Origin of the sequence: Sphingomonas lacunae, assembly GCF_012979535.1 — a bacterium.
In the GTDB taxonomy this organism is placed as follows: Bacteria; Pseudomonadota; Alphaproteobacteria; order Sphingomonadales; family Sphingomonadaceae; genus Sphingopyxis; species Sphingopyxis lacunae.
Genome location: NZ_CP053015.1, coordinates 689,154 through 710,117 on the forward strand (window position 1 = coordinate 689,154; position 20,964 = coordinate 710,117).

The 20,964-nt window shown below is 60.2% G+C and carries 20 protein-coding genes and 1 tRNA gene; 12 read left to right on the plus strand and 9 right to left on the minus strand.

Translation table 11 applies throughout. The annotated features are described in order from the left end of the window. Positions 1-62 precede the first annotated feature (62 nt). From pyrE to GV829_RS03180, 5 genes are read left to right on the plus strand one after another with little or no spacing between them, the layout of a single operon-like run. Positions 63-647, plus strand: coding sequence for an orotate phosphoribosyltransferase (pyrE, locus tag GV829_RS03160; protein WP_169943786.1), 585 nt, complete (start codon positions 63-65; stop codon positions 645-647). Positions 648-655: 8 nt separating this feature from the next. After that, positions 656-1,387, plus strand: coding sequence for a pyridoxine 5'-phosphate synthase (locus GV829_RS03165; protein WP_169947893.1), 732 nt, complete (start codon positions 656-658; stop codon positions 1,385-1,387). A 10-nt stretch (positions 1,388-1,397) separates the two neighbouring features. Next, entirely contained in the window at positions 1,398-1,805 is a 408-nt protein-coding gene (acpS, locus tag GV829_RS03170; RefSeq protein WP_169943787.1) for a holo-ACP synthase, read from the plus strand. A gap of 37 nt (positions 1,806-1,842) precedes the next feature. Beyond that, positions 1,843-2,742 (plus strand): signal peptidase I, encoded by a 900-nt coding sequence (gene lepB / locus GV829_RS03175; protein WP_169943788.1) that lies wholly within the window; start codon positions 1,843-1,845, stop codon positions 2,740-2,742. Positions 2,743-2,768: 26 nt separating this feature from the next. Next, a complete protein-coding gene (locus GV829_RS03180; RefSeq protein WP_169943789.1) occupies positions 2,769-3,854 on the plus strand; it encodes an AI-2E family transporter in 1,086 nt (361 codons plus the stop codon). Between the two features lie 77 nt (positions 3,855-3,931). On the opposite strand, the gene GV829_RS03185 is transcribed toward GV829_RS03180, so the two are convergent. The 5 genes from GV829_RS03185 to GV829_RS03205 all read right to left on the minus strand — a co-directional run bounded on the left by GV829_RS03185 (position 3,932) and on the right by GV829_RS03205 (position 7,475). After that, entirely contained in the window at positions 3,932-4,453 is a 522-nt protein-coding gene (locus GV829_RS03185) for an FKBP-type peptidyl-prolyl cis-trans isomerase (RefSeq protein ID WP_169943790.1), read from the minus strand. Positions 4,454-4,532: 79 nt separating this feature from the next. Beyond that, positions 4,533-5,315: an FKBP-type peptidyl-prolyl cis-trans isomerase gene (locus GV829_RS03190; RefSeq protein ID WP_169943791.1), complete on the minus strand. Its 783-nt coding sequence runs from the start codon at positions 5,313-5,315 to the stop codon at positions 4,533-4,535. A 121-nt stretch (positions 5,316-5,436) separates the two neighbouring features. Further along, positions 5,437-5,643 (minus strand): 30S ribosomal protein S21, encoded by a 207-nt coding sequence (gene rpsU, locus GV829_RS03195; protein WP_169943792.1) that lies wholly within the window; start codon positions 5,641-5,643, stop codon positions 5,437-5,439. A 229-nt stretch (positions 5,644-5,872) separates the two neighbouring features. Further along, a tRNA-Leu gene (locus GV829_RS03200) sits at positions 5,873-5,957 on the minus strand. Positions 5,958-6,005: 48 nt separating this feature from the next. Then, complete coding sequence (locus GV829_RS03205; protein WP_169943793.1) at positions 6,006-7,475, minus strand: coniferyl aldehyde dehydrogenase; 1,470 nt, start codon at positions 7,473-7,475, stop codon at positions 6,006-6,008. A gap of 219 nt (positions 7,476-7,694) precedes the next feature. On the opposite strand from GV829_RS03205, the gene edd reads away from it, so the two are divergent. From edd to GV829_RS03225, 4 genes are all read left to right on the plus strand, one after another. Further along, positions 7,695-9,539: a phosphogluconate dehydratase gene (gene edd / locus GV829_RS03210; RefSeq protein WP_169943794.1), complete on the plus strand. Its 1,845-nt coding sequence runs from the start codon at positions 7,695-7,697 to the stop codon at positions 9,537-9,539. A 49-nt stretch (positions 9,540-9,588) separates the two neighbouring features. Beyond that, positions 9,589-9,939: a hypothetical protein gene (locus GV829_RS03215; protein WP_169943795.1), complete on the plus strand. Its 351-nt coding sequence runs from the start codon at positions 9,589-9,591 to the stop codon at positions 9,937-9,939. A 98-nt stretch (positions 9,940-10,037) separates the two neighbouring features. Continuing rightward, on the plus strand, positions 10,038-11,231 hold the full coding sequence (locus tag GV829_RS03220; RefSeq protein ID WP_169943796.1) for a thiolase family protein: 1,194 nt from the start codon (positions 10,038-10,040) through the stop codon (positions 11,229-11,231). Positions 11,232-11,498: 267 nt separating this feature from the next. Further along, entirely contained in the window at positions 11,499-12,680 is a 1,182-nt protein-coding gene (locus GV829_RS03225) for a mechanosensitive ion channel (protein WP_169943797.1), read from the plus strand. 229 nt (positions 12,681-12,909) lie between these two features. Here GV829_RS03225 and GV829_RS03230 read toward each other — a convergent pair whose 3' ends face one another. After that, entirely contained in the window at positions 12,910-13,431 is a 522-nt protein-coding gene (locus GV829_RS03230; RefSeq protein WP_246202999.1) for an SH3 domain-containing protein, read from the minus strand. 125 nt (positions 13,432-13,556) lie between these two features. On the opposite strand from GV829_RS03230, the gene GV829_RS03235 reads away from it, so the two are divergent. Both GV829_RS03235 and GV829_RS03240 read left to right on the plus strand, forming a co-directional pair. Continuing rightward, positions 13,557-14,558, plus strand: coding sequence for a 2-hydroxyacid dehydrogenase (locus GV829_RS03235; protein ID WP_169943798.1), 1,002 nt, complete (start codon positions 13,557-13,559; stop codon positions 14,556-14,558). Positions 14,559-14,693: 135 nt separating this feature from the next. Next, positions 14,694-15,956 carry a hypothetical protein gene (locus GV829_RS03240; protein WP_281356168.1) on the plus strand — a complete coding sequence of 421 codons (1,263 nt, stop codon included), beginning with the start codon at positions 14,694-14,696 and terminating at the stop codon, positions 15,954-15,956. An 8-nt stretch (positions 15,957-15,964) separates the two neighbouring features. On the opposite strand, the gene GV829_RS03245 is transcribed toward GV829_RS03240, so the two are convergent. The 3 genes from GV829_RS03245 to GV829_RS03255 form a co-directional block, all read right to left on the minus strand. Beyond that, complete coding sequence (locus tag GV829_RS03245; RefSeq protein ID WP_169947897.1) at positions 15,965-17,362, minus strand: NAD(P)H-dependent flavin oxidoreductase; 1,398 nt, start codon at positions 17,360-17,362, stop codon at positions 15,965-15,967. Between the two features lie 77 nt (positions 17,363-17,439). Next, positions 17,440-18,510, minus strand: a complete 1,071-nt coding sequence (locus GV829_RS03250) for a glycosyltransferase (protein WP_246203139.1) — start codon at positions 18,508-18,510, stop codon at positions 17,440-17,442. An 80-nt stretch (positions 18,511-18,590) separates the two neighbouring features. Next, complete coding sequence (locus GV829_RS03255; RefSeq protein WP_169943801.1) at positions 18,591-19,517, minus strand: alpha/beta fold hydrolase; 927 nt, start codon at positions 19,515-19,517, stop codon at positions 18,591-18,593. Positions 19,518-19,537: 20 nt separating this feature from the next. Between GV829_RS03255 and GV829_RS03260 the strand changes: the two genes are divergently transcribed. Further along, positions 19,538-20,938, plus strand: coding sequence for a protein adenylyltransferase SelO family protein (locus tag GV829_RS03260; protein ID WP_169943802.1), 1,401 nt, complete (start codon positions 19,538-19,540; stop codon positions 20,936-20,938). Positions 20,939-20,964: the final 26 nt, after the last annotated feature.

Genomic DNA, 20,964 nt, shown 5'->3' on the forward strand with positions numbered 1-20,964 from the left:
AGCGCCTCTAAGGGTTCTTTTCACGGTTTATTCCTCCCCCCGCACTGGCAGGCAATCTCCCCATGACCGAAGACGAAGTTCTCGCTGAATTCCGCGCCGCCGACGCCCTGCTCTCCGGACACTTCCTTTTGTCGTCCGGAAGACATAGCGCGCACTACCTGCAATGTGCCCGGGTTTTGATGGATGCGGATCGCGCGAGCCGACTGGCGGTGGCGCTCGCACAGAAGCTGTCACGCGACCTCAGGGCAAGCATTGACCTTGTTGTATCGCCGGCAATGGGCGGGGTGATCATCGGTCATGAAATGGGCCGGGCGCTGGGAAAGCCTGCAATTTTTGTCGAACGCCCGACAGGCACGTTCGAACTGCGTCGCGGGTTCGCGATTGAGGCAGGGGCCAAGGTTCTCTTGGTGGAAGATGTCGTGACAACCGGCCTTTCTTCACGCGAGGCGATCAAAACCATCAACGAAGCGGGCGGCGAAGTGATCGCCGCCTGCAGCCTGGTCGACAGGTCCGGGGGGGGCGTCGATCTTGGTGTACCATTCACCGGGCTGATCGCCCTCAATTTCCCGACTTATGCGCCTGATGAGGTTCCGGTTGAGCTGGCGGCGACCCCGGCGATCAAGCCAGGGAGCCGTGCCAAGCCGTGACCGATCGGATGGGTCAACATCTGCGGCTGGGCGTCAACATCGACCATGTCGCCACGATCCGGAACGCGCGGGGTGGGACACACCCTGACCCGGTACGGGCGGCCGAACTCTTGGCAGGCTGCGGCGCCGACGGTATCACTGCGCATTTGCGCGAAGACCGACGGCACATCCGGGACGAAGATATTGCCCGAATCATGGCGGCGACAGATCTGCCCCTCAATCTGGAAATGGCCGCAACAGAGGAAATGCTGGCGATTGCCCTGAAACACAAACCGCATGCAGCCTGCATTGTCCCTGAACGTCGCGAGGAACGGACCACCGAAGGCGGGCTCGACGCCGCTGGCGGCCACAATCATCTTTATCCAATCGTCAGCAGGCTGAACGATGCAGGGATCAGGGTGAGCCTGTTCATTGAACCTGACCCACGCCAGATTGATGCCGCGATTCGTCTCGGCGCACCGGTCATCGAACTGCACACCGGACGGTATGCCCACCTTGGCGACGGCGTCGAAAAGGAGGTCGAGTTGAAGCGCTTGGCCGACGCGGCGGCGCTCGCCTGGAAAAATGGTGTCGAACCACATGCCGGCCACGGCCTTACCTTTGACAATGTCGTCCCCATCGCCGCCATACCGCAGTTGGCTGAGCTCAACATCGGCCATTTCCTGATCGGTGAAGCGATTTTCACCGGATTGGAGTCAGCCGTGCTGCGGATGCGCGGACTGATGGACGCTGCACGATAGGCGGGTTCCGATGATCATCGGCCTCGGCTCTGACCTGTGCAATATCGAGCGCATACAGGCTTCGCTCGACCGTTTTGGCGAGCGGTTCGAGCGGCGGGTATTCACTGATGTCGAGCGCGCCAAGGCCAATCGCCGCCCCTTCACCAAGGCGGGGACGCTGGCAAAGCGATTTGCCGCGAAGGAGGCCTTTTCCAAGGCGGTCGGGACCGGGTTCAAACGCGGCGTGTTCATGAAGGACATCGGCGTGGTCAACGCGCCATCGGGTGCACCGACATTGGCGCTGACTGGCGGCGCAGCGGAACGGCTTGCGGCAATGACGCCGCCGGGGCATGTCATCCATGTCCATCTGACGCTGACCGACGACCATCCTTGGGCGCAAGCCTTTGTCATTCTCGAAGCACGTGCTATAGTAGCATAAGACACCCGCCTGACCTTTCGCAACCGGAGCCAGACGCTTGACCGATCAGACCACGACCCCCGCCGCCAAGCCCGAAGAGGAAACCAGCTGGCTTGGCGAACTGCGTAACCTTGGTGTCCTGCTGTTCATCGTCTTTTGCATTCATAGTTTCATCGGCAAGCCCTTCTATATCCCGTCAGCATCCATGATGCCCGGATTGCTTGAGGGCGACAGGCTGATCGTCTCCAAATATCCTTATGGCTGGTCATTTGCTTCGGTCAGTTTCCACTTGGCCCCCGAATTTACAGGCCGGATGTTCGGCAATCTGCCCAAGCGCGGCGACATTGCCATTGTCGAGCCAATTGGAGTCCGGACGGACTATATCAAGCGGGTCATCGGTCTGCCTGGCGACAGGATCGAAGTCCGCGAAGGCCGGCTTATCCTGAACGGCCGGCCCGTTAAAAGCGAGATATTGCCCGAGCGGCAGTTGCCTTATGATGCCAATGAAGATTGCACCGGTGGCACGGTGCGGATGGGGAACGACGGCAATCCAGCATGCTTTGTCCAGGTTGTCCGCGAAACTTTGCCGGACGGCACTTGGTTCGACACCATGGATTCGGGGATCAGCATGGCCGACAACTTCGGCCCGATCACGGTACCAGAAAACCATGTGTTCCTGATGGGTGACAACCGCGACAACAGCTCGGACAGCCGATTTCCGTCAGGTGCGCCGGAGAATGGCCTTGGCGGTCCGGTGCCCTTTGAGAAGATAGGCGGGCGCGCAGAATTCATCACCTTCAGCCTTGACGGAACTTCCACCTGGTACAACCCGATCAGTTGGTTCACCGCGATGCGGCCGGGGCGGGCAGGGATGAGCCTGCGCCCGGCGAAAGGACCCGCACCGGGCGAGGACACCACGATGTCGCCGACGACACCCGATGCGGCGCCTGCACGTTGATTCAGACTGACGAACAGGGGGCGGTAATGACCGAGAAACTTGGCCCCAACGAACGGCATAATCTGCTGGTCAGGACCGAATTTCAGCGCGCTCTGGTCTGGGTTGCCGTCGTTGGCGGTGCGGCACTTGTCTGGTTGCTAGCCCAACCATTGCTGCTAATTCTGGCGGGCGCGGTTCTGGCGACCATGCTTGATGGCGGAACCCGGCTCCTCGGAAGGGTCCTGCCAATTGGCAGGGGCTGGCGCTTGTCCATCATCTTGATCGCTGCAGTCGGTTTCATGGCCTGGGTTGTGATGTTTGCCGGATCACAGCTGGCCGGCCAGGCAGCCGAACTGCAACGCGTGTTATTGGTGCAGATTGAGCGGGGACTTGCCTGGGCGCGCGACCATGGCTTCGCCGAATTGAACTTCGACCCGCAACAGGCGTTGGATTATGTGGCCGGATCGGTAGGCCAGGTGACGGCTGCGGTCGGCAGCGTCCTCGGCGGACTGACCTCACTGCTCATGATTTTCGTGCTTGGTATTTTCCTCGCGATGGAACCACGCCTTTACGAGCGCGGCTTTGCTTGGCTTTTGCCAGTACGCGAACGCTCCCATTTCTATGTCGTAACCGATGCCATGGGCTACACGCTGCGTAGACTTATGGCGGGGCGGCTGCTCGGGATGCTGGTCGAAGGCGTGGCGACATGGATCCTCCTTGGCATCTATGGCATCCCCATGGCGGCCCTGCTCGGCATAATCACCGGCCTGCTTGTCTTCATTCCGAACGTCGGTGCGATCATTTCCGGTGTTTTAATGGTGCTCGTCGGTTTTTCCGTCGGTGTCGAAGGCGGACTCTATGCGCTGGCTGTCTATTTTGTCGTACAGACGATCGACGGCTACGTCATCGTCCCAATGGTCGCCAAACGGACCGTCGACCTGGCACCGGCGCTCGTGCTTGGGGCCCAGCTGTTGTTCGGGGCGCTGTTCGGCATCATGGGACTTGCGCTGGCCGATCCGATAGTCGCAATGATTAAGGTAGCGCTTGAAAAGAATGCGGAACGCACCGCCCGACGCATCGACGCGGAAACCATCAATAGCGAAGAAGCAAAGGCCAGCGCGATCGAAGTATGACATCAGTCCGCCAACAAGCAAGAGGGGCCCGGTCAGCGGATGACCGAGCCCCCTTGTTTGTTGAAATCCTCACGGAATCAGGGCTGGGGTGATCCGCCTGCCTCACCCTGCATCTGTTGCTGCATTTGCTGCTGCATCATTTGTTGCATCATCATCATCTGTTGCATTTCTGCTTCGGACTTAACATCGAGCAACTCGACGTCGAAACTCAGGTCCGAGTTGGCAGGAATCGGTCCTTGCGCAGTGTTGCCATAAGCCAGCTCAGCAGGAATGAAGAGGCGATATTTGCCGCCAACATGCATGCGCTTGAGGCCCTGCGAGAAGCCCGGGATCATGCGGCCAACCGGAAGCGGAACCTGATCCCCCGAATCGAATACCGTGCCGTCGGCCAGCTTGCCTTCATATTTGATGATCGCAACGTCTGTGTCAGTGGGCGTTGCGCCGGTCCCGGCCCTTACAGTTTCAAGCTTGATTTGCGGGGCATTGGACAGGAACAATGCCCAGACTGCAGCGGCTGCCACCAAAAGGCCCAAGCCGATCCACAGCAGGGCGAGACCGCCCTTGTTCACGGGTCGCAACGGAACAGCTGTCGTCGACATGCAAAGCCTCCACCTGAAGTAGTATGAGCCGCGCTATAGCCGCTTCAATGGGCAGCGCAAGGCGGCGTGTCAGGCTGGTTCAGCGTGGCGGACCGACCGGAGTCATCATCCGGGCAATTTCTTCCATGGAGCGGACTGCGATCAGTTCCACGTCAAAGCGCAGATCAGTGTTCGGAGGGATAGGTCCTCCGCCACGTTCACCGTAGGCCAGGCTCGCGGGAATCATCAGCCGATAGCGGCCGCCTGGCTGCATCTGCTTCAACCCATCGAGAAAGCCGGGAATCATGCCCGCCACTGTCAAGGCGACGCCACGATTGGCATCAAAGACAGTGCCATCGGGCAACTGCCCCTCATAGTTGATGAGGACAATGTCTCCATCAGCTGGATTGCGACCACTGCCGGCGGTGAGGGTTTCTAGCGTGATGGTGGGCAAGCCTAACATCTGGCGGACCGTGGATACGGGCCCGAAATCAATCAACTCGACTGTGAAGACTAGGTCACTGTTGGCTGGAATGGGACCTTGCGCGGTGCTGCCATAGCCGAGCGCCGCAGGGATGGTCAGCCGATACTGACCGCCCTTCTGCATCCGCTTCAACCCCTCGGTGAAACCGGGAATCAGACCATTGACCGGCAAAGGGGCACGCGGATTGGAATCAAAGACCGTCCCGTCGAGCAAGCGGCCTTCATAATTGACAATGACCACATCAGTATCTGCTGGCGATCCGCCCGCCCCGGCACGCAATGTTTCCAGACGGATTTGGGCGGGCGCCCCTTCCACCGAAGCGGTCTGGGCGATGGCAGGGACAGTTGCCAGTGCTGCCAAGGCGACGGCCAGTATGACGCGAAGAAATCGGAGGATCATGCTGCTCTCATCCCCATGGTTGCGGCGAAAAAGCCGGGATCAGACTGTAAATGAAAAGGGCGGCCGTCGCCGACCGCCCCTGCTCAATTCGGTAAAGGCGCCCGCAAGGGCACCACTTCCGTTACCGGACGCCGTCACGCTCCATACGCTTGCGCTCCATCTTGCGGGCGCGGCGAACGGCGGCTGCGCGCTCACGGGCGCGCTTTTCGCTCGGCTTTTCGTAATGGCGACGCAGCTTCATTTCGCGATAGACACCTTCGCGCTGCAGCTTCTTCTTCAGAGCGCGCAGCGCCTGGTCGACATTGTTTTCGCGAACGACAATCTGCATAAAACCGCCACTTTTCCTTTCAGATGAATGGCCCGATGACCATTCGCCGACCGGCCATGCCGGGGCAAAAATCCATGGTTCGCCGCGAATCCCTTCGCGTCGTTGGACAGGCCCCTAACAAAGCAGGCGCGCTTGATCAACCGATTATCGGCGGAAAACGGCATTGCGTGGCGTCGTTGCCACAGCTGGCGCCAGCAACAGTGCAAGAAGGGGCTGGTTCAGCAATGGATGGTGCCCCTGGCCGGACTCGAACCAGCACGCCTTGCGGCACTCGATTTTGAGTCGAGCGCGTCTACCAATTTCACCACAGGGGCACACCTGTGCGGAAAAGGCGCTTAGCCTCTCCCGCACGGGAAAGGCAATTACTTCTTCAGGTCTCGTGCAATGGTTTTTGCGGTAGCAGCACCGAACGGCGGCTTGAGGCCTGCCAATTTCGCCACATCCACCTTGGCCTGCCGATACACGGATTTGGCATGGCTGAACGTCTTGAACCCGTCAAAGCCATGATAATTGCCCATGCCTGACGGGCCAACGCCACCAAATGGCAAGTCTTCCTGCGCAACGTGGAAGATTACGTCATTGACCGTGACACCACCCGAAATGGTCCGGTCGAGCACCATCTTCTCCTCGGCTCCATCCTTGCCGAAATAATAGAGGCCGAGCGGACGGTCGCGTCCGTTGACGAAATCAATCGCGCCATCCACGCCGTCGACCCGGCGGATCGGCAGCAGCGGACCAAAGATCTCCTCCTGCATCACCGTCATCTCATCGGTCGCGCCACTGATGATATGCAGTGGCATCTTGCGGCCGTTGGCAGCGCTGAAATCCTCATTGGCTGGATTGACCACGATGATGTCCGCGCCCTTGGCACGCGCATCCTCCACATGGGCGGTCAATCGGGCATGATGCCGGTCATTGACCACCGACGTATAGTCATTGTTGTCGAGGATAGTCGGGTACATGGCACTGGCCGATGCAACCAGTTCGTCAACAAGCTTCTGCTCGCGGGCCTGATCAATCAGGACATAATCCGGAGCCAGACAGATCTGCCCCGCATTCATTAGTTTGCCCTGTGCCACCTTGCCGGCAACCTCCGACAAATCCGCGCTCTGACCGACGAGGACTGGTGACTTGCCACCCAGTTCAAGCGTCACCGGCACAAGATTGTCCGCAGCAGCGCGCATGATATGTTTGCCGATGCCCGTCGCGCCGGTGAAGATGACATGGTCGAACGGCAGTTGGCTGAATGCCTGGCCCACATCTGCCCCACCGGTGACAATGGCAAACTCTTCCGGTGCAAAATATTGCGGCACCAGCTTTGCAAACAGGTCGGCAACGGCAGGGGTGAATTCCGACGGTTTGGCAATGGCACGATTACCCGCAGCAAATACCCCGGCGAGCGGGGCCATCACCATGCCGATCGGGAAATTCCATGGTGCGATAATACCCACCACACCCTTGGGCTGATATTCGACCCGGGCGCTGGCGCCGAGGAGGCTGAGGGGGAACATCGCCTTTCGCCGTTCACCCTTCATCCAAGCCGAGAGGTGCTTTTTCGCATGCTTCAGCGCCCCGGAAGATGCCAGCACGTCGCTGATCATCGTGAGCTCATGCGGGCGATGGCCAAAGTCTGCCGAACAGGCTTCGCACCATTCCGTAGCATGGTCGATAAGCATCGCGATCGCCCGGTCAATGCGGTCACGACGCACCTCGAGGGAAACCGGCAGGGTCCGGGTAAAGTCGGCGCGTTGCGTTTCCAGCAATGCTCGCATGCTGGCAGCATCATGATGAGCGGGTGTGGCCGACGCGGTCGTCTGGGCGGCAGAAGCCATGGCTGCAATCTCCTCAATGGCTGCGACCTCTCAAATGGGCCGCTGTTCGTTGCACAGCCAATCACGCTGCTGACACAGTTGCAAGCAAAAACCTTTTCGCAGTCCATGCGTTGAACCAGTTACGCATAGCTATTCGCATTGCACCCCGCCCGCCGCTGGGGCAGGACGAACGCCTGACCGGCCCCACGCCAGAGCCGGCACCCGCATAGGATTGCGAGAATGACTGTCATCCCCGCCGTTGCCGCCGTCACCCAACGCATCATCGATCGCAGCAAGGCCAGCCGATCCGCCTATCTGGAGATGATCGCCCGTGCTCGCGACGCTGGCACCAATCGCTCTTCCCTTTCATGCGGCAACCTGGCGCATGGCTTTGCCGCCAGCGGCGAAGACAAGCCGGTGATCCGCAGCGGTCAGGCGATGAACATCGGCATAGTGACCAGCTTCAACGACATGCTTTCAGCACATCAGCCTTATGGCCGCTATCCTGACCTCATCAAGCTGGCGGCACGCGAAGCCGGGGCAACGGCTCAGGTGGCGGGCGGCGTCCCTGCGATGTGCGATGGCGTGACGCAGGGACAGGCGGGGATGGAACTCTCGCTACTCAGCCGCGACAATATTGCCATGGGCACGGCGATCGCCTTGTCGCACGCCATGTTTGAAGGCGCACTGATGCTCGGCATCTGTGACAAGATTGTCCCCGGCTTGTTGATCGGCGCGCTCCGCTTTGGCCATCTGCCGACCATCTTCATTCCCGCTGGCCCAATGCCAAGCGGCCTCGCCAACAAGGAAAAGCAGCGCGTCCGGCAACTATACGCAGAAGGCAAGGCGACCCGCGACGACCTGCTCGAAGCCGAGGCGGCGAGCTATCATGGTGCAGGCACCTGCACATTTTATGGTACCGCCAATTCGAACCAGATGATGATGGAGATGATGGGCCTGCACATGCCTGGCAGCGCCTTTATCGCCCCGGGAACCAAGTTGCGTGAGGAATTGACCCGCGCTGCTACCCGGCGCGTCACCCAATTGGGATGGGATGGCGCAGATTATCGCCCGATCGGCCATTGCATTGATGAAAAGGCGATCGTCAACGCGATCATTGGTTTGCTCGCAACCGGCGGGTCGACCAACCATGCTATTCACTTGCCCGCCATTGCGCGCGCCGCCGGCATTGTCATCGACTGGGAGGACTTTGACCGTTTGTCGGCTGCCATCCCCCTCATCGCCCGCGTTTATCCTAATGGCTCGGCCGACGTGAATGACTTCCACGCCGCCGGGGGCATGGCCTTTGTCACCCGTGAGCTGCTCACTGCCGGCATGCTTCACGGCGATGTGCTGACTGTCGGCGGAACCATGGCCGATTATGGCCGCGCACCGATGCTCGACGAAGGCAAGCTCGTGTGGCGGGATGTTCCAGCAGCGTCGGGCGATGCAGAGATAGTGCGCAGCCCAGCCGATCCATTCTCTGCCGATGGCGGCATGCGCCTGCTCAAGGGCAATCTTGGCCGCTGTATCATAAAGGTAAGCGCGGTGGCGGAGAATCGCCGGACCATTGAGGCACCTGTGCGCATCTTTGACGATCAGGACGATGTGCTGAGCGCCTTTAAGTCTGGTGAGCTGGAACGCGATGTCATCGTCGTGGTCCGTTTTCAGGGCCCCCGAGCCAACGGCATGCCTGAGTTGCACAAGTTGACCCCAACGCTGGGCGTGCTTCAGGATCGCGGTTTCCGTGTCGCCCTGTTGACCGATGGCCGGATGTCTGGCGCCAGCGGCAAGGTACCCGCGGCTATCCACCTCTCTCCCGAGGCATTGCCCGGACCGGACGGCATTGGCGGACCTCTTGGCCGTCTGCGTGATGGTGACGTGGTACGCGTCTGCGCTATGACAGGCGAAGTGACAGCACTGGTCGACGAGGCGGAGTTTGCCGCACGCGCGCCCGCCAACCCGCCCCGCCCGCGCATTGGCGTGGGCCGTGAACTGTTCGCATTGATGCGGCAGCATGCCGACGATGCAGAGAAAGGGGGAAGCGCAATGCTGGCGGTGATGGACGCGCAACAGGGATATTGACCGCCAAAGCCCCTAGCCCCTTCGCTGACTCCTCGCTAGTGCAACCCGTATGGCAAGAGCAGACAGGCTGGAGCGCCTTGAGAGGCAACGGATTGATGCGGAGGCGGACTATCGGGCGTTGCTGCTGGCGGCACTGAACCGCTGTGCCGGCGGGGTATGGGGCCTGTTCGAACATAATTGGAAGGACCGCGCGCAACGCGCCAACTTTGCCGAAGATGTCGCAACGCTGTCCGAGTTGGCCGAAGCAATCAACAAGATGCGCGCAACGCTGTTCATCGAACCATTTACGCTGCACGACGAGTTCATGGCGGCACGGGGCCCGGTGAGCAGCTCAGCCGTGGGCGAACCCAAACAGGCAAGGGCCTGGCTCGCAAAGCTGAAGGCGCAAGGTATCGGATGAAGCCGACGCCGTAGTTTTGCCGCATTGCAGCAAAGGTCCCACAGGAGTAAGGCCGCGACCATCGCGAGTCTTTTGCCCTGCTTGAGGAGCATGTTGCCATGTCTGCTGCTGCGTCTGATCCTGTTGTCATTCTGTCCTATGCCCGCACGCCGATGGGCGCGATGCAGGGTGTTCTTGCCGACGTCTCAGCCACGGACCTCGGCGCCACTGCGGTGCGTGCAGCCGTCGAACGCGCTGGTATCGAAGGCGCCGATGTCGAGCGCATCTACATGGGTTGCGTGCTGCCCGGCGGGCTCGGGCAGGCGCCGGCGCGTCAGGCCGGAATCAAGGGAGGCTTGCCGAAATCGGTTCAGGCAACCACCGTGAACAAGGTTTGCGGTTCGGGCATGATGACCGTCATCATGGGCGCCGAGGCGATTGCCGCTGGCAGCGCCGACATCATCGTCGCGGGCGGCATGGAGAGCATGACCAACGCGCCTTATCTGCTCAAGAAGCACCGGTCTGGCGCACGCATCGGCCATGACACCGCCTATGACCACATGTTCCTGGATGGGCTCGAGGACGCGTATGAGCCGGGCCGTGCCATGGGCACCTTCGCCCAAGAGACAGCCAATGCCTATCAGCTCAGCCGTGAGGAACAGGACGCCTATTCGATCGAATCGCTGCGTCGGGCACAGGCAGCGATCGCCGAGGGTGCCTTCACTGCTGAGATCGTCCCGGTCACTGTTGCGACGCGCAAGGGAGAAGTAACTGTCGATACCGACGAGGCGCCAGGCAAGGGCATGCCAGACAAGATCCCGACGCTGAAACCAGCCTTTGCCAAGGATGGCACGATTACCGCCGCGACCAGCTCGTCAATTTCGGATGGCGCTGCAGCGGTTGTGTTGACCCGCGCGAGCGTGGCTGCAGCCAAGGGTGCCCAGCCAGTGGCCACTATCGTGGCCCATGCCGCCCACGCCAGAGAGCCTTCGGAATTCACCATTGCCCCGGCCGGAGCTATAGAAAAGGCACTCAAAAAGGCGGGCTGGACTGTTGATGACGTTGACCTTTTCGAGGTCAACGAGGCGTTTGCCTGTGTTGCCATGTTCGCAATGAAGGACCTCGGCATTCCGCACGAGAAGATTAACGTTCATGGCGGAGCCACTGCACTTGGTCATCCGATTGGCGCATCGGGCACACGAATCATCACTACCTTGATTGCCGCTCTGCAACGGCATGGCAAAAAGCGTGGCGTCGCCAGCCTGTGCATCGGCGGTGGTGAAGCTACGGCTGTGGCCGTCGAACTGGCCTAAACCAAATCCCGAGTCCCGCGCCAAGCGAAACGGGCGGCCTGTTACTTGCAGGTCGCCCTTTTCTTTGAAATCAAGCGATAATTGCGGAGTTGAAATAAAATAACGAGTTCTGTTAACCTTGATGTAGGCCCCGGATAAATTCGGGTCGGTCGCGCAATGCCCCGGATATGCAAATATCATTGCCAGGCATTGCCAATCAGGGGAAAAGGAATGCCTGGAAACTTGACGATCGGAGGCTACGCCTTTGATTCAACATTATTTGTCGAAATGGCAACACGTGCCGGTTCTGTTGCATTGATCCTGCTTGTGACTTGGGCTTTGGCCAAAATCGCGAAATGGACATTTGCCAAACTGGTAGACCGAATCAGCTTCTTTCGCCGAAGCATGTCAAGCGGAGAGAGTGTCGGGCTCACGCTCGGTCGGGTTGTATCCTTGTTCGTTTGGCTTTTTGGTCTGATCGCCATTCTGAACTATCTCCACTTTGACAGCGCGACACGCCCGATCGAAGCGATGCTGACAGATGTCATGGGCTTTCTTCCCAATCTCATTGGCGCTGGCATCATCTTCTTTGTCGGCCTGATGATCGCGCGGATCGTCAAGGAACTGGTGGAAACGGCCATGTCGGCGGTCAACCTTGACCGCTGGGCACAAAAAGGCGGCGTCGAGCAGGTCACCGGAAATGCGGCGATCAGCAAGACCATTGGCACCATCGTCTTTGTCCTGATCATCATTCCGGTGGCAGTGGCCGCACTTCAGGCTCTGAAGGTTTCGTCAATCAGCGATCCGCTGGTCGCCATGCTGACCACCATTCTCAACGCGGTGCCCAATATCATCGGCGCCGGCGTCATCCTCGGTCTGGCATATGTGCTCGCCCGCTTTACCGCTGGCTTGATCGAAGACCTTTTGGCTGGCCTCGGCATTGACCGAGCAGTGACGGCACTGGAAGTGCTACCGGAAAGCGCCAAGGCTTCGACAATTGCCGCGCGCATTGCAAGCGTCGCAATCATGCTGGTGGCGGCCATCGCTGCCACACGACTGTTGGGCTTTCCGGAACTCACTGTGCTGGTGGATGAGTTGCTGCAACTCGGCAGCAAGGTCATTTTTGGTGGTGTCATCATCGTCGTCGGCGTGCTGCTCGCCAACATGCTGGCAGGGCTTGTGCGCAGCGCATCGGGTGAGGGTTTTGGCGTACAAGTGGTACGTGGAGCGACGATCATCCTGTTCGCCGCAATGGGCCTCAAATATATGGGACTGGCCGACTCCATCATCGAAATGGCGTTCGGTGCGCTGGTGATTGGCGGTGCCGCGGCTGGTGCATTGGCTTTTGGTCTCGGTGGACGCGATGCAGCGGCACGACTGATCGAAGACATGCGTGCCAAGGCGGATTCCGGGACTTCTGCAAAGCCAGCGGCGCGCAAAGCTCCTGCCAAAGCCAAGGGCGACACCTGATCAAGCAATGAACATGAGCCTCCACTTTGGAAGGCTAGGGGGAGGGGGTCCGGCGCAAGCAGGGACCCCTTCTTGCGTCAGGAGCAGGCGGAAACCCGACACCAAAGGAGGTCTCGATCGTCCCGCTGACACCATTGGGCACCACAACTGTCAGATGCTGCGGTCAGGACACAGAAGAAAGCTGCGATCAAGGCATGTGGCACTGGGCACAAGCCAATTGACCGGTAACTTAATCCCCCCAGATGGAATCCACACTTATCCAGCCGCTCCGCCCTTCGACATCCAACATGCACCAGCCGTTGGCGCAGTCACTCAAACGGCCGACGACCCCCGGTTCCGCCCGCCATGCCACTGGCGCATCTGCCGCAGGGGCACTTCTGAGCGCTTGGGCTCCGGTGCCGATGACAATGGCGGTCCTGCGGCCCGTAAGCAGTCGCTTGTGCATCCAGCCAACAACACCGTCCGGATCCTCGACCCGCCGCCAGTCATCACGCACCGCCAGAACGCGAAGCGGCAAGCCCATGCGACGATATTCCCACAAAGCCCGCATTTCGGAAGCCGGGCCGGCGCGCATTATGGCCCGAGGGCGATTGATCGACACCCAATAAGGTGGCCGCTGGTCCGCAGCATGCGCAGCAGGAGCCGTCGCCAACGTCAGCAAAAGGCCGGTCGAAGGCACCATAGCCAGGGCTGCTCCAGCGAAAGCAAGGCGCAACAGCCCGCAGGGTTGCCGGGCGACCGGATCGGACATGGTTCAACTCTCCCGATAGACAGGCATTGCTTGCCAAAGCGGGACGGCGCGATCAAGTGCGCAGTCCGAACATCGCCGTGTCACGATCGCTTGACCTAACGGCACGCTCGCGCTCTATCCGGTCTATGCCCGATTCCATTACCCGCCCTCGCCGCCCGCGCGTTTTGGTGACGCGTCGCCTGATGCCTGCCGTTGAGGCGCGTATGGCCGAACTATTTGAAGTCACCCTATCATCCGACGATATGCCGATGAGCAGGGAACATCTCGTGGCTGCCGCACAGAATTGCGATGTGCTGGTGCCGACATTGACCGATCGGATTGACGCAGCGTTGATCGACGCAGCTGGACCCGATCTCAAACTGATCGCCAATTATGGCAATGGCATAGACCATATTGACCTGAAGGCCGCCCGCGCCCGCAATATAGTCGTGACCAACACGCCAGGTGTCTTCACCGAGGACACTGCCGACATGACCATGGCGTTGATGCTCTCGATTCCGCGACGACTGGTTGAGGGCAACAAGTTGGTCCGTTCAGGCCAATGGTCAGGTTGGAGCCCCACACATATGCTTGGTCACCGCGTTGGTGGAAAGCTGTTGGGCATCATCGGGCTGGGTCGTATCGGTCAGGCGGTTGCCCGCCGTGCGCGCGCATTCGGCCTTTCCATCCATTATCACAACCGTCACAGGTTGCCGCAAGGGTTGGAGGAGCAGTTTGGGGCAACATGGCATGCAACGCCGGACACGCTTTTGCGGATCGCGGACATCGTTTCAATTCACTGCCCGCATACGGCAGAGACACATGAGATGCTCAACGAACGGCGCCTCAATTCGATGAAGCCTACCGCGTATCTGATCAACACGGCACGCGGGGAAATCTGCGACGAAGAAGCCCTGATCAACGCCTTGCAGCATCGACGTATCGCAGGGGCGGGATTGGACGTCTTTAGTCATGAGCCAGCCATTGACCCACGCTTTATCGACCTCGACAATGTCGTGTTGCTGCCCCACGTGGGATCCGCGACCTATGAAGGCCGGGAGGAATCGGGAGCCCGTGTCGTAGCCAACATCAGGGCCTGGGTTGATGGCCACCGGCCGCCCGACCAGATCCTGGAAGGTTGGCGTTAATCGGGGCGCGCATGTCCGAATAGGTCCGCCATAGTGCGAACCGCCGTTGCCGCGTGGAAAGTTTAGGGCAATATTCACCATAACCGGCGATAAGCATGGCTTGGTTTGCCAAAATGATGGGGAACAAAGAACCTGATGCGCCCGACCCTGCACAGCGCCATAGGCGCCATCACACTCGCCACAACCTTAGGCCTTGCAACTCCAGCCAGCGCTGCGCTTCCACAAGAAGCATTGACGGTGTTGGCTGACAGCGGGGACACTGCGTGGCTTCTGGGGGGTACGCTGATTGCAATGGCGGCTGGCATCCCCGGCCTGCTTTTGTTTTTTGTTGGTCATTCCGGAATCGCCAGCGCCCATCGGGTTTTGACCGCAACAACCGCTGCAATGATGTTGGCGACCTTATTGTTCTTTGCGGTGGGTTACAGCCTGATGTTTGACCTGCTGACGGCCAATGCGTTGAGCAGCTGGCTGGGTGGTGGTGCGAATGTCATGCTCAATGCAATGGGCACGGTCCGTGACGGCACCACAATTCCGGAAACCGGATTCGTCCTGCTCAGACTCTGCTTCATTCTTCTGTCAGTGGCCATGCTAGCTGCGGTGCTCGCACCCCGTGCGCACGCCGGCTGGTTACTCGGCTTCTCCATCCTTTGGATGCTGCTCGTGCTTGTGCCGGTGAATCGCTGGCTTTCCGATTCGGGCTGGCTAGCGGCTTCAGGAACCCTCGACTATGTCGGTGGGCTGAGCATCTTCTACTGCACAGCCGCCTCCGCTCTGGTGGCGTCGGTCCTGATTGGCGGCAAACCGGTCGACGACATACGGCCGATGCCGGTAATGCAATTGGCGGGTGCCCTGCTTATGCTGGTGGGGCTTGCCGGACTGGCAGCAGCATCGACCGGTGGCGCAAGCGACGATGCCGCCGTCGCCATTATCAACCTGCTTACCGCTGGTGCAACTGCTGCCCTCATGCTTTCAGCCATGCGCCGCAGCCTGACGGCTGAGACATTGGCGCTTGGACTGGTCGCGGGGACCGTTGGCATGGCTGCCGGCGGAGACGGCGTCTCGGTCGGCGGTGCCTGGCTGATTGGGATTGGTGCAGCAGTGGCTGCGCAGTTCGGTCCTCGATTGATGCCCAAACGCTTTGTCTGGCAGCAAGGCAGTGCGACGATGATCAGCGTCGCCGGAGCAGCCAAAACCGGTGCGCTCCTGTTTGCCATCTTTCTGGCCTTCCAGCCATTTGGCGGCAGCGGCTATCCCGAAGGCATGACCATGTCAGGCCAGATCATTGCCCAACTGATTGCCATTCTGGCTATCGCTGGCTGGTCCATGTTCGGGACGCTCATCGCAGCGCTGTCTGTCGGCCTGCTGATGCCAATGCGAAGTGCTGCCCCGGCTGACTGACCCAAAGGTCAGTCGCCGGTCAGTATCCGGTCAATCAACTGCTGAACCGTCGGGGTAAAGTTGTTCGAGTAGAAGGGATCCTGCTTGAACCGGTAAGCCGAGTGGCCAGCGAACATCAGATTATCGTCCACCGGTCCGCCATGGGCGATGTCCTGCAAGGTTTTCTGGATACAGAAACTGCGCGGATCAGCCAATCGCCCCGTGGTGTAATCATCATGGTCCTTCCATGACGAAAAGCCGCAATGGGAAAGGCAGCCCATGCATTCCGTCTGATCGGTGTGGATCTGTTCCTTTTCCGCCGGGTCAACAAAGACCAGCGTGTCGTCAGGTGTCTTCAGTGCCGAAGTGTAGCCCTGAGCGATCCAGCGCTGCGCTGCATCCTGACTCTCTTGGCTGACCCAATATTTCTTCCGGTCAGCTTCCAGCCTTACAGGCGTCTCCGGCGACTCCGCCTTGCCAAACGGAATCTGCCTCTCACTGCGAGCCTGCAGACGGAGAAGGAATGGGGTCTTCACCGCCGATGAATAGAATCCGGTTGGAGAGAATTTGTGCAGCAACACATCGCCGGGTTCAATTGTTCGCAAAGCATCTTTCCATCCTTGCGGAATCGGGCTTTCCTGGGTCAGCAACGGACGGGTACCAAATTGGAAGGCAATCTGGCCCAATTCCGGATTGTCGATCCAGTCATTCCATTCGCGCAGGCACCAGACTCCACCAGCCATGACAATCGGCACGCTATCGGAAACCCCTTCGGCGCGCATGACATCGCGCAGCGCCTTGACGCGGGGATAGGGGTCCTCCGGCTTCAGCGGGTCTTCGGCGTTGGACAGGCCATTGTGACCGCCAGCGAGCCACGGGTCCTCATAGACTACCGCGCCCAGCCATTCCGGAACCTTGGAATAGGCTCGCTTCCACAGCGCCCTAAACGCTCGGGCTGATGACACGATCGGCAGATAATGGACGCCATATTTGGCAGCAATTTCGCTGAGCTTGTAAGGCATCCCTGCGCCGCAGGTAACGCCAGTGACCTTGTCACCCACCTGCTCAAGGATACCATGCAGGATAGGCTGGGACCCGCCCATTTCCCACAAGACGTTGATATTGATAGCGCCTTTGCCATTCGCAATCTCATGAGCGCGCTCAATCTGAGCTACCGCTCCGCGTATGCCATAAGCGATCAGTTCATCGTGCCGCTCGCGTCGGGTCATGCCGGCAAACACCTGAGGGATGATCTTGCCAGTCGGATCATAGCTGTCCGCGTTGACCGCGCTGATCGTGCCGATGCCGCCTGCGGCCGCCCATGCGCCCGAACTCATATGATTGGTTGCTGCGACACCCTTGCCGCCTTCAATCAATGGCCACACCTCGCGCCCGCCATAGACGATAGGCCTCAACCCCTTGAACAACGAATCCACTCCCACTTATGCCCCCCACACTTCCCTGTCCGCCTATAATCGGCGCACCGGAAAATGCGCGCCCTTTTTTACAGTCCTGCAAACAGGCCGGGATGGGCCATCACATGTCCATAAAGGCGCGCATAGCGGGACACCATCCCGCCCTCATCAAACTCGGCTAGGGCCTTGCGGCGATTGTCCAAACCGATCGACCGGCGCAGCGAAGCATCATTGGCCAAGCGCATGATGGCACCGGCAAGATCCTTCGCTGTCCGTTCCACAATGAATGGCAGATTGGACGGCGCGACCATCAGGCGCGCATCGCCCACCGGCGGAGCCACCACGGCCAGCCCTGCTGCCATGGCCTCCATCACGGCAATGGGCTGTTGTTCGGACAATGACGACAAGGCCATCATATCGAACAGGCCAACAAAGGACGCAGGCTGGCTCATGAAACCAGGCATGAACAGGCGATCTGCGACACCAAGCGCATCGGCACGGGCCTTGATCGCCGAGCGTTCGGGGCCATCACCGGCGATCACCAGCCGGATATGGGGTGGGGTCAAGGCTAGTGCTTCAACAAGCAACGGCAGATCCTTGACTGCACGCAAACCCGCAATGGTGCCAACCACCACATCCCCCGAGACACGGGCAAAGCCGGGAATGACGTCCGGCAATGGCTTGACGGCATAGTCGTCCACACGAATGCCATTGGAAATGCGGGTAACCGGCAGATGGCTTCCCCATTCACGCCTGACGATCGCCTCCAGCAATTGGCTGGGCACAACCACACTCCGCGCGGTTGGCAGGGCGACCCGACGGAAAAGGCTTCGCTTCCAGTTGAAGCGCTCACTCTCATCCGCGTTGAAACCATCTTCATGGTGGATCAGGGGTGGCAGCTTCATGACGGGAGCCAACAGCCGATGCGCCATCACTGCATCCATGGCTCCCCAATTGTAGGTGAGGATCAGGTCGAAATTCTGGAAATAGCGGCCAAGAGCCAGATATCGCGCCGGGTCAGGTTTTCCATACAGGGCGGGCGCCCGGACCTCGTCGGGAAAGTCGACCGAAACATGAGGTTCTATCGCCTTTCTGGCACCCATTTGATCAGGCATCGCCGACAAGATGGTATGGCGCACGCGGTCGCCAAATATGTTCATCAAGCGCACGGCTCTCGCTTCCTTGCCACCCAACGAAAAAGTCGAATGGCAATGAAGAATGGCCGGCCGCGGCTGGCTTGTCATTCGGCGATACCGCCAACAAAGGCGTCAATCGCCACGACCGCCTCGACTTCATCCAACGTTGGCGCATGACCAACACCCGGTATGGTAACCAGCTTGCCCTGTGTAAGGCGAGCCGCCATCTTGACAGCGGAATCCGCCCCCAGAATGTCCGACAATGCCCCCCGAACAATCAGCGTTGGCGTATGCGAAAGACCTTCAAAAGCTGGCCATAGATCAACACCGGCCTCACCCCCCGGCAGTTTGAATGGCTGCGCGATGTTCGCATCATAGTCAGCGACGATCACGCCCTCCGGAGTGATCTTGTGGGATCGCTTCACAGCCACGATCCATTGTTGCAACGTCCAGTCAGGATAGACAGCAGCATTGGTGGCGGCGATGGCACGGGCGCAATGCACCCAAGTCGGATAGCTGCTGGCTTGCCCAACATAACCGCGAATTCGATCCAGCCCGGCAGGCTCAATTTCGGGACCGATATCATTCAAGACAGCGCCTGCAATCAGACCTGGGCGCATGGCACTCAACAACATTGTCACAAGACCGCCCAGCGAGGTCCCCACCAGCATGGCCCGATGCGCCCCAATATCGTCGAGCAACGCCAGAACGTCCTGCACATAGGTCAGCGGCGTGTACGTCATTGCGTCCTTGGCATAGCCGCTATCTCCCCGTCCCCGCAGGTTAATGGCATAGACTGGGCGGGTGGCGGCGAGATGTGGAGCGAGTTGCTCAAAATCCCTGGCATTCCGGGTCAGACCGGGAATGCAAAGCAGCGGCATGGCGGCCTGGTCCCGATCGGTGCGATGGTCATAGAGCCGCGCGTGGAGGCGAATGCCGTCGGACGACCACCAATAATGATCGGTCCAGTCGACGCCCTTGCGCGGATGTCGGGTGTATGTTTCAGTCGCTGCGCTTGCACCTTGTACCATAGCCTCTAGCATATCGCGCCATGACCCCTTTGACGCAAGCTTTTGCCTATCACCCCGATCCCGCCATCAACGACATCGCTGATTTCATTGGCGACCCGGTCGTTGCGGCGGCATTTCCTGCCCACCAACTGCGCTGGCGGAACGACCGTGCAGCCGCGCAAGTCGGCCTTGACGCGATGGACGATATGGCATGGGTCCAGCATTTCGGGCTGTTCGTGCCCTTGGGTGACAATCTGCCGCAACCGCTGGCGCTACGTTATCATGGGCACCAGTTCGGCACCTACAATCCTGATCTCGGCGACGGACGGGGGTTTCTGTTCGCACAGATGCGCGATGACCGCGGGCGCCTGATTGATCTGGGCACCAAAGGGTCGGGGCAGACGCCTTACAGCCGCTTTGGTGACGGGCGGCTGACGCTCAAGGGCGCGGTGCGCGAGCTGCTGGCGACCGAAATGCTCGAAGCGCTGGGTGTCGAGACCAGCCGGACATTCTCGATCATCGAGACCGGGGAGCAGTTGCACCGGGGCGACGAGCCGTCGCCGACCCGCTCGGCGGTGCTGGTGCGGATGAGCCACGGGCATATCCGCGTCGGCAGTTTCCAGAGGCTCGCGGCGCTTGACCGGCCGCAGGAGATGGAACGGCTGTTGCGCTACGCCCTCACCCATTATGTCGGGATCGAGGCGGATGAGGCAGCGGCGCTGCCGGTCGATGAGGCTGCGATGCGGCTGGTGCGCTTTTCGGCCGAACGTTGTGCGCGGATGGCGGCGAGCTACATGGTCGCCGGTTTTGTCCATGGCGTGCTCAACACCGACAATATCAACATCAGCGGCGAAAGTTTCGACTATGGGCCCTGGCGCTTCACGCAGCAGTGGGACCCGGCCTTTGTCGCCGCCTATTTTGACCAGCAGGGGCTTTATGCCTTTGGGCGGCAGGCACAGGTGATCCATTGGGATGTCGGGCAGCTGGTGGTTTCGCTGCGTCTGATCGCCAATGTAGAGGCCCAGGTAGAGGCACTTTCAGCCTATGCCCCGGCCTATGAAAGGTCCATTTCGGACCTATTTTGCTGGCGGCTGGGGGTGTCCTCCACCGGGGCGGAGGCCGACCGGGACCTGGTACTGGCGGCAGAACGGCTGATGCGGGCCGAGGGCGGGCGGATCGACAATTTCCATGTCGACTGGGGCGGCGGCCGCATCCCCGATGGCCCCGACACGCCCGAACGCGCGGCGATGATCGCGGCGCTGGCGGGACGCAGCGCGACCCGGGGTGCCTGGTGGGAGACGGTCCCGCCGCAGTCGATGAGCATTGAGGAGGTAGAGGCGCTGTGGGCGCCGATTGCCGAAGCCGATGACTGGGCCCCGCTCTACGCCAAGGTTGACGCGGTCCGGGCGATGGGCGCGGCCCTGCGCGGGGAGGCGCGCTGACGCTCGCGGCGCGGGCTTTCCTGGCC

What these genes read in the sequence shown, in the direction of transcription:
- pyrE (WP_169943786.1), top strand. Translation starts at nt 63, where the DNA reads ATGACCGAAGACGAAGTTCTCGCTGAATTCCGCGCCGCCGACGCCCTG.
- GV829_RS03165 (WP_169947893.1), top strand. Translation starts at nt 656, where the DNA reads ATGGGTCAACATCTGCGGCTGGGCGTCAACATCGACCATGTCGCCACG.
- acpS (WP_169943787.1), top strand. Translation starts at nt 1,398, where the DNA reads ATGATCATCGGCCTCGGCTCTGACCTGTGCAATATCGAGCGCATACAG.
- GV829_RS03180 (WP_169943789.1), top strand. Translation starts at nt 2,769, where the DNA reads ATGACCGAGAAACTTGGCCCCAACGAACGGCATAATCTGCTGGTCAGG.
- GV829_RS03185 (WP_169943790.1), bottom strand. Translation starts at nt 4,453, where the DNA reads ATGTCGACGACAGCTGTTCCGTTGCGACCCGTGAACAAGGGCGGTCTC.
- GV829_RS03190 (WP_169943791.1), bottom strand. Translation starts at nt 5,315, where the DNA reads ATGATCCTCCGATTTCTTCGCGTCATACTGGCCGTCGCCTTGGCAGCA.
- rpsU (WP_169943792.1), bottom strand. Translation starts at nt 5,643, where the DNA reads ATGCAGATTGTCGTTCGCGAAAACAATGTCGACCAGGCGCTGCGCGCT.
- GV829_RS03205 (WP_169943793.1), bottom strand. Translation starts at nt 7,475, where the DNA reads ATGGCTTCTGCCGCCCAGACGACCGCGTCGGCCACACCCGCTCATCAT.
- edd (WP_169943794.1), top strand. Translation starts at nt 7,695, where the DNA reads ATGACTGTCATCCCCGCCGTTGCCGCCGTCACCCAACGCATCATCGAT.
- GV829_RS03215 (WP_169943795.1), top strand. Translation starts at nt 9,589, where the DNA reads ATGGCAAGAGCAGACAGGCTGGAGCGCCTTGAGAGGCAACGGATTGAT.
- GV829_RS03220 (WP_169943796.1), top strand. Translation starts at nt 10,038, where the DNA reads ATGTCTGCTGCTGCGTCTGATCCTGTTGTCATTCTGTCCTATGCCCGC.
- GV829_RS03225 (WP_169943797.1), top strand. Translation starts at nt 11,499, where the DNA reads ATGGCAACACGTGCCGGTTCTGTTGCATTGATCCTGCTTGTGACTTGG.
- GV829_RS03230 (WP_246202999.1), bottom strand. Translation starts at nt 13,431, where the DNA reads ATGTCCGATCCGGTCGCCCGGCAACCCTGCGGGCTGTTGCGCCTTGCT.
- GV829_RS03235 (WP_169943798.1), top strand. Translation starts at nt 13,557, where the DNA reads ATGCCCGATTCCATTACCCGCCCTCGCCGCCCGCGCGTTTTGGTGACG.
- GV829_RS03240 (WP_281356168.1), top strand. Translation starts at nt 14,694, where the DNA reads ATGCGCCCGACCCTGCACAGCGCCATAGGCGCCATCACACTCGCCACA.
- GV829_RS03250 (WP_246203139.1), bottom strand. Translation starts at nt 18,510, where the DNA reads ATGAACATATTTGGCGACCGCGTGCGCCATACCATCTTGTCGGCGATG.
- GV829_RS03255 (WP_169943801.1), bottom strand. Translation starts at nt 19,517, where the DNA reads ATGGTACAAGGTGCAAGCGCAGCGACTGAAACATACACCCGACATCCG.
- GV829_RS03260 (WP_169943802.1), top strand. Translation starts at nt 19,538, where the DNA reads ATGACCCCTTTGACGCAAGCTTTTGCCTATCACCCCGATCCCGCCATC.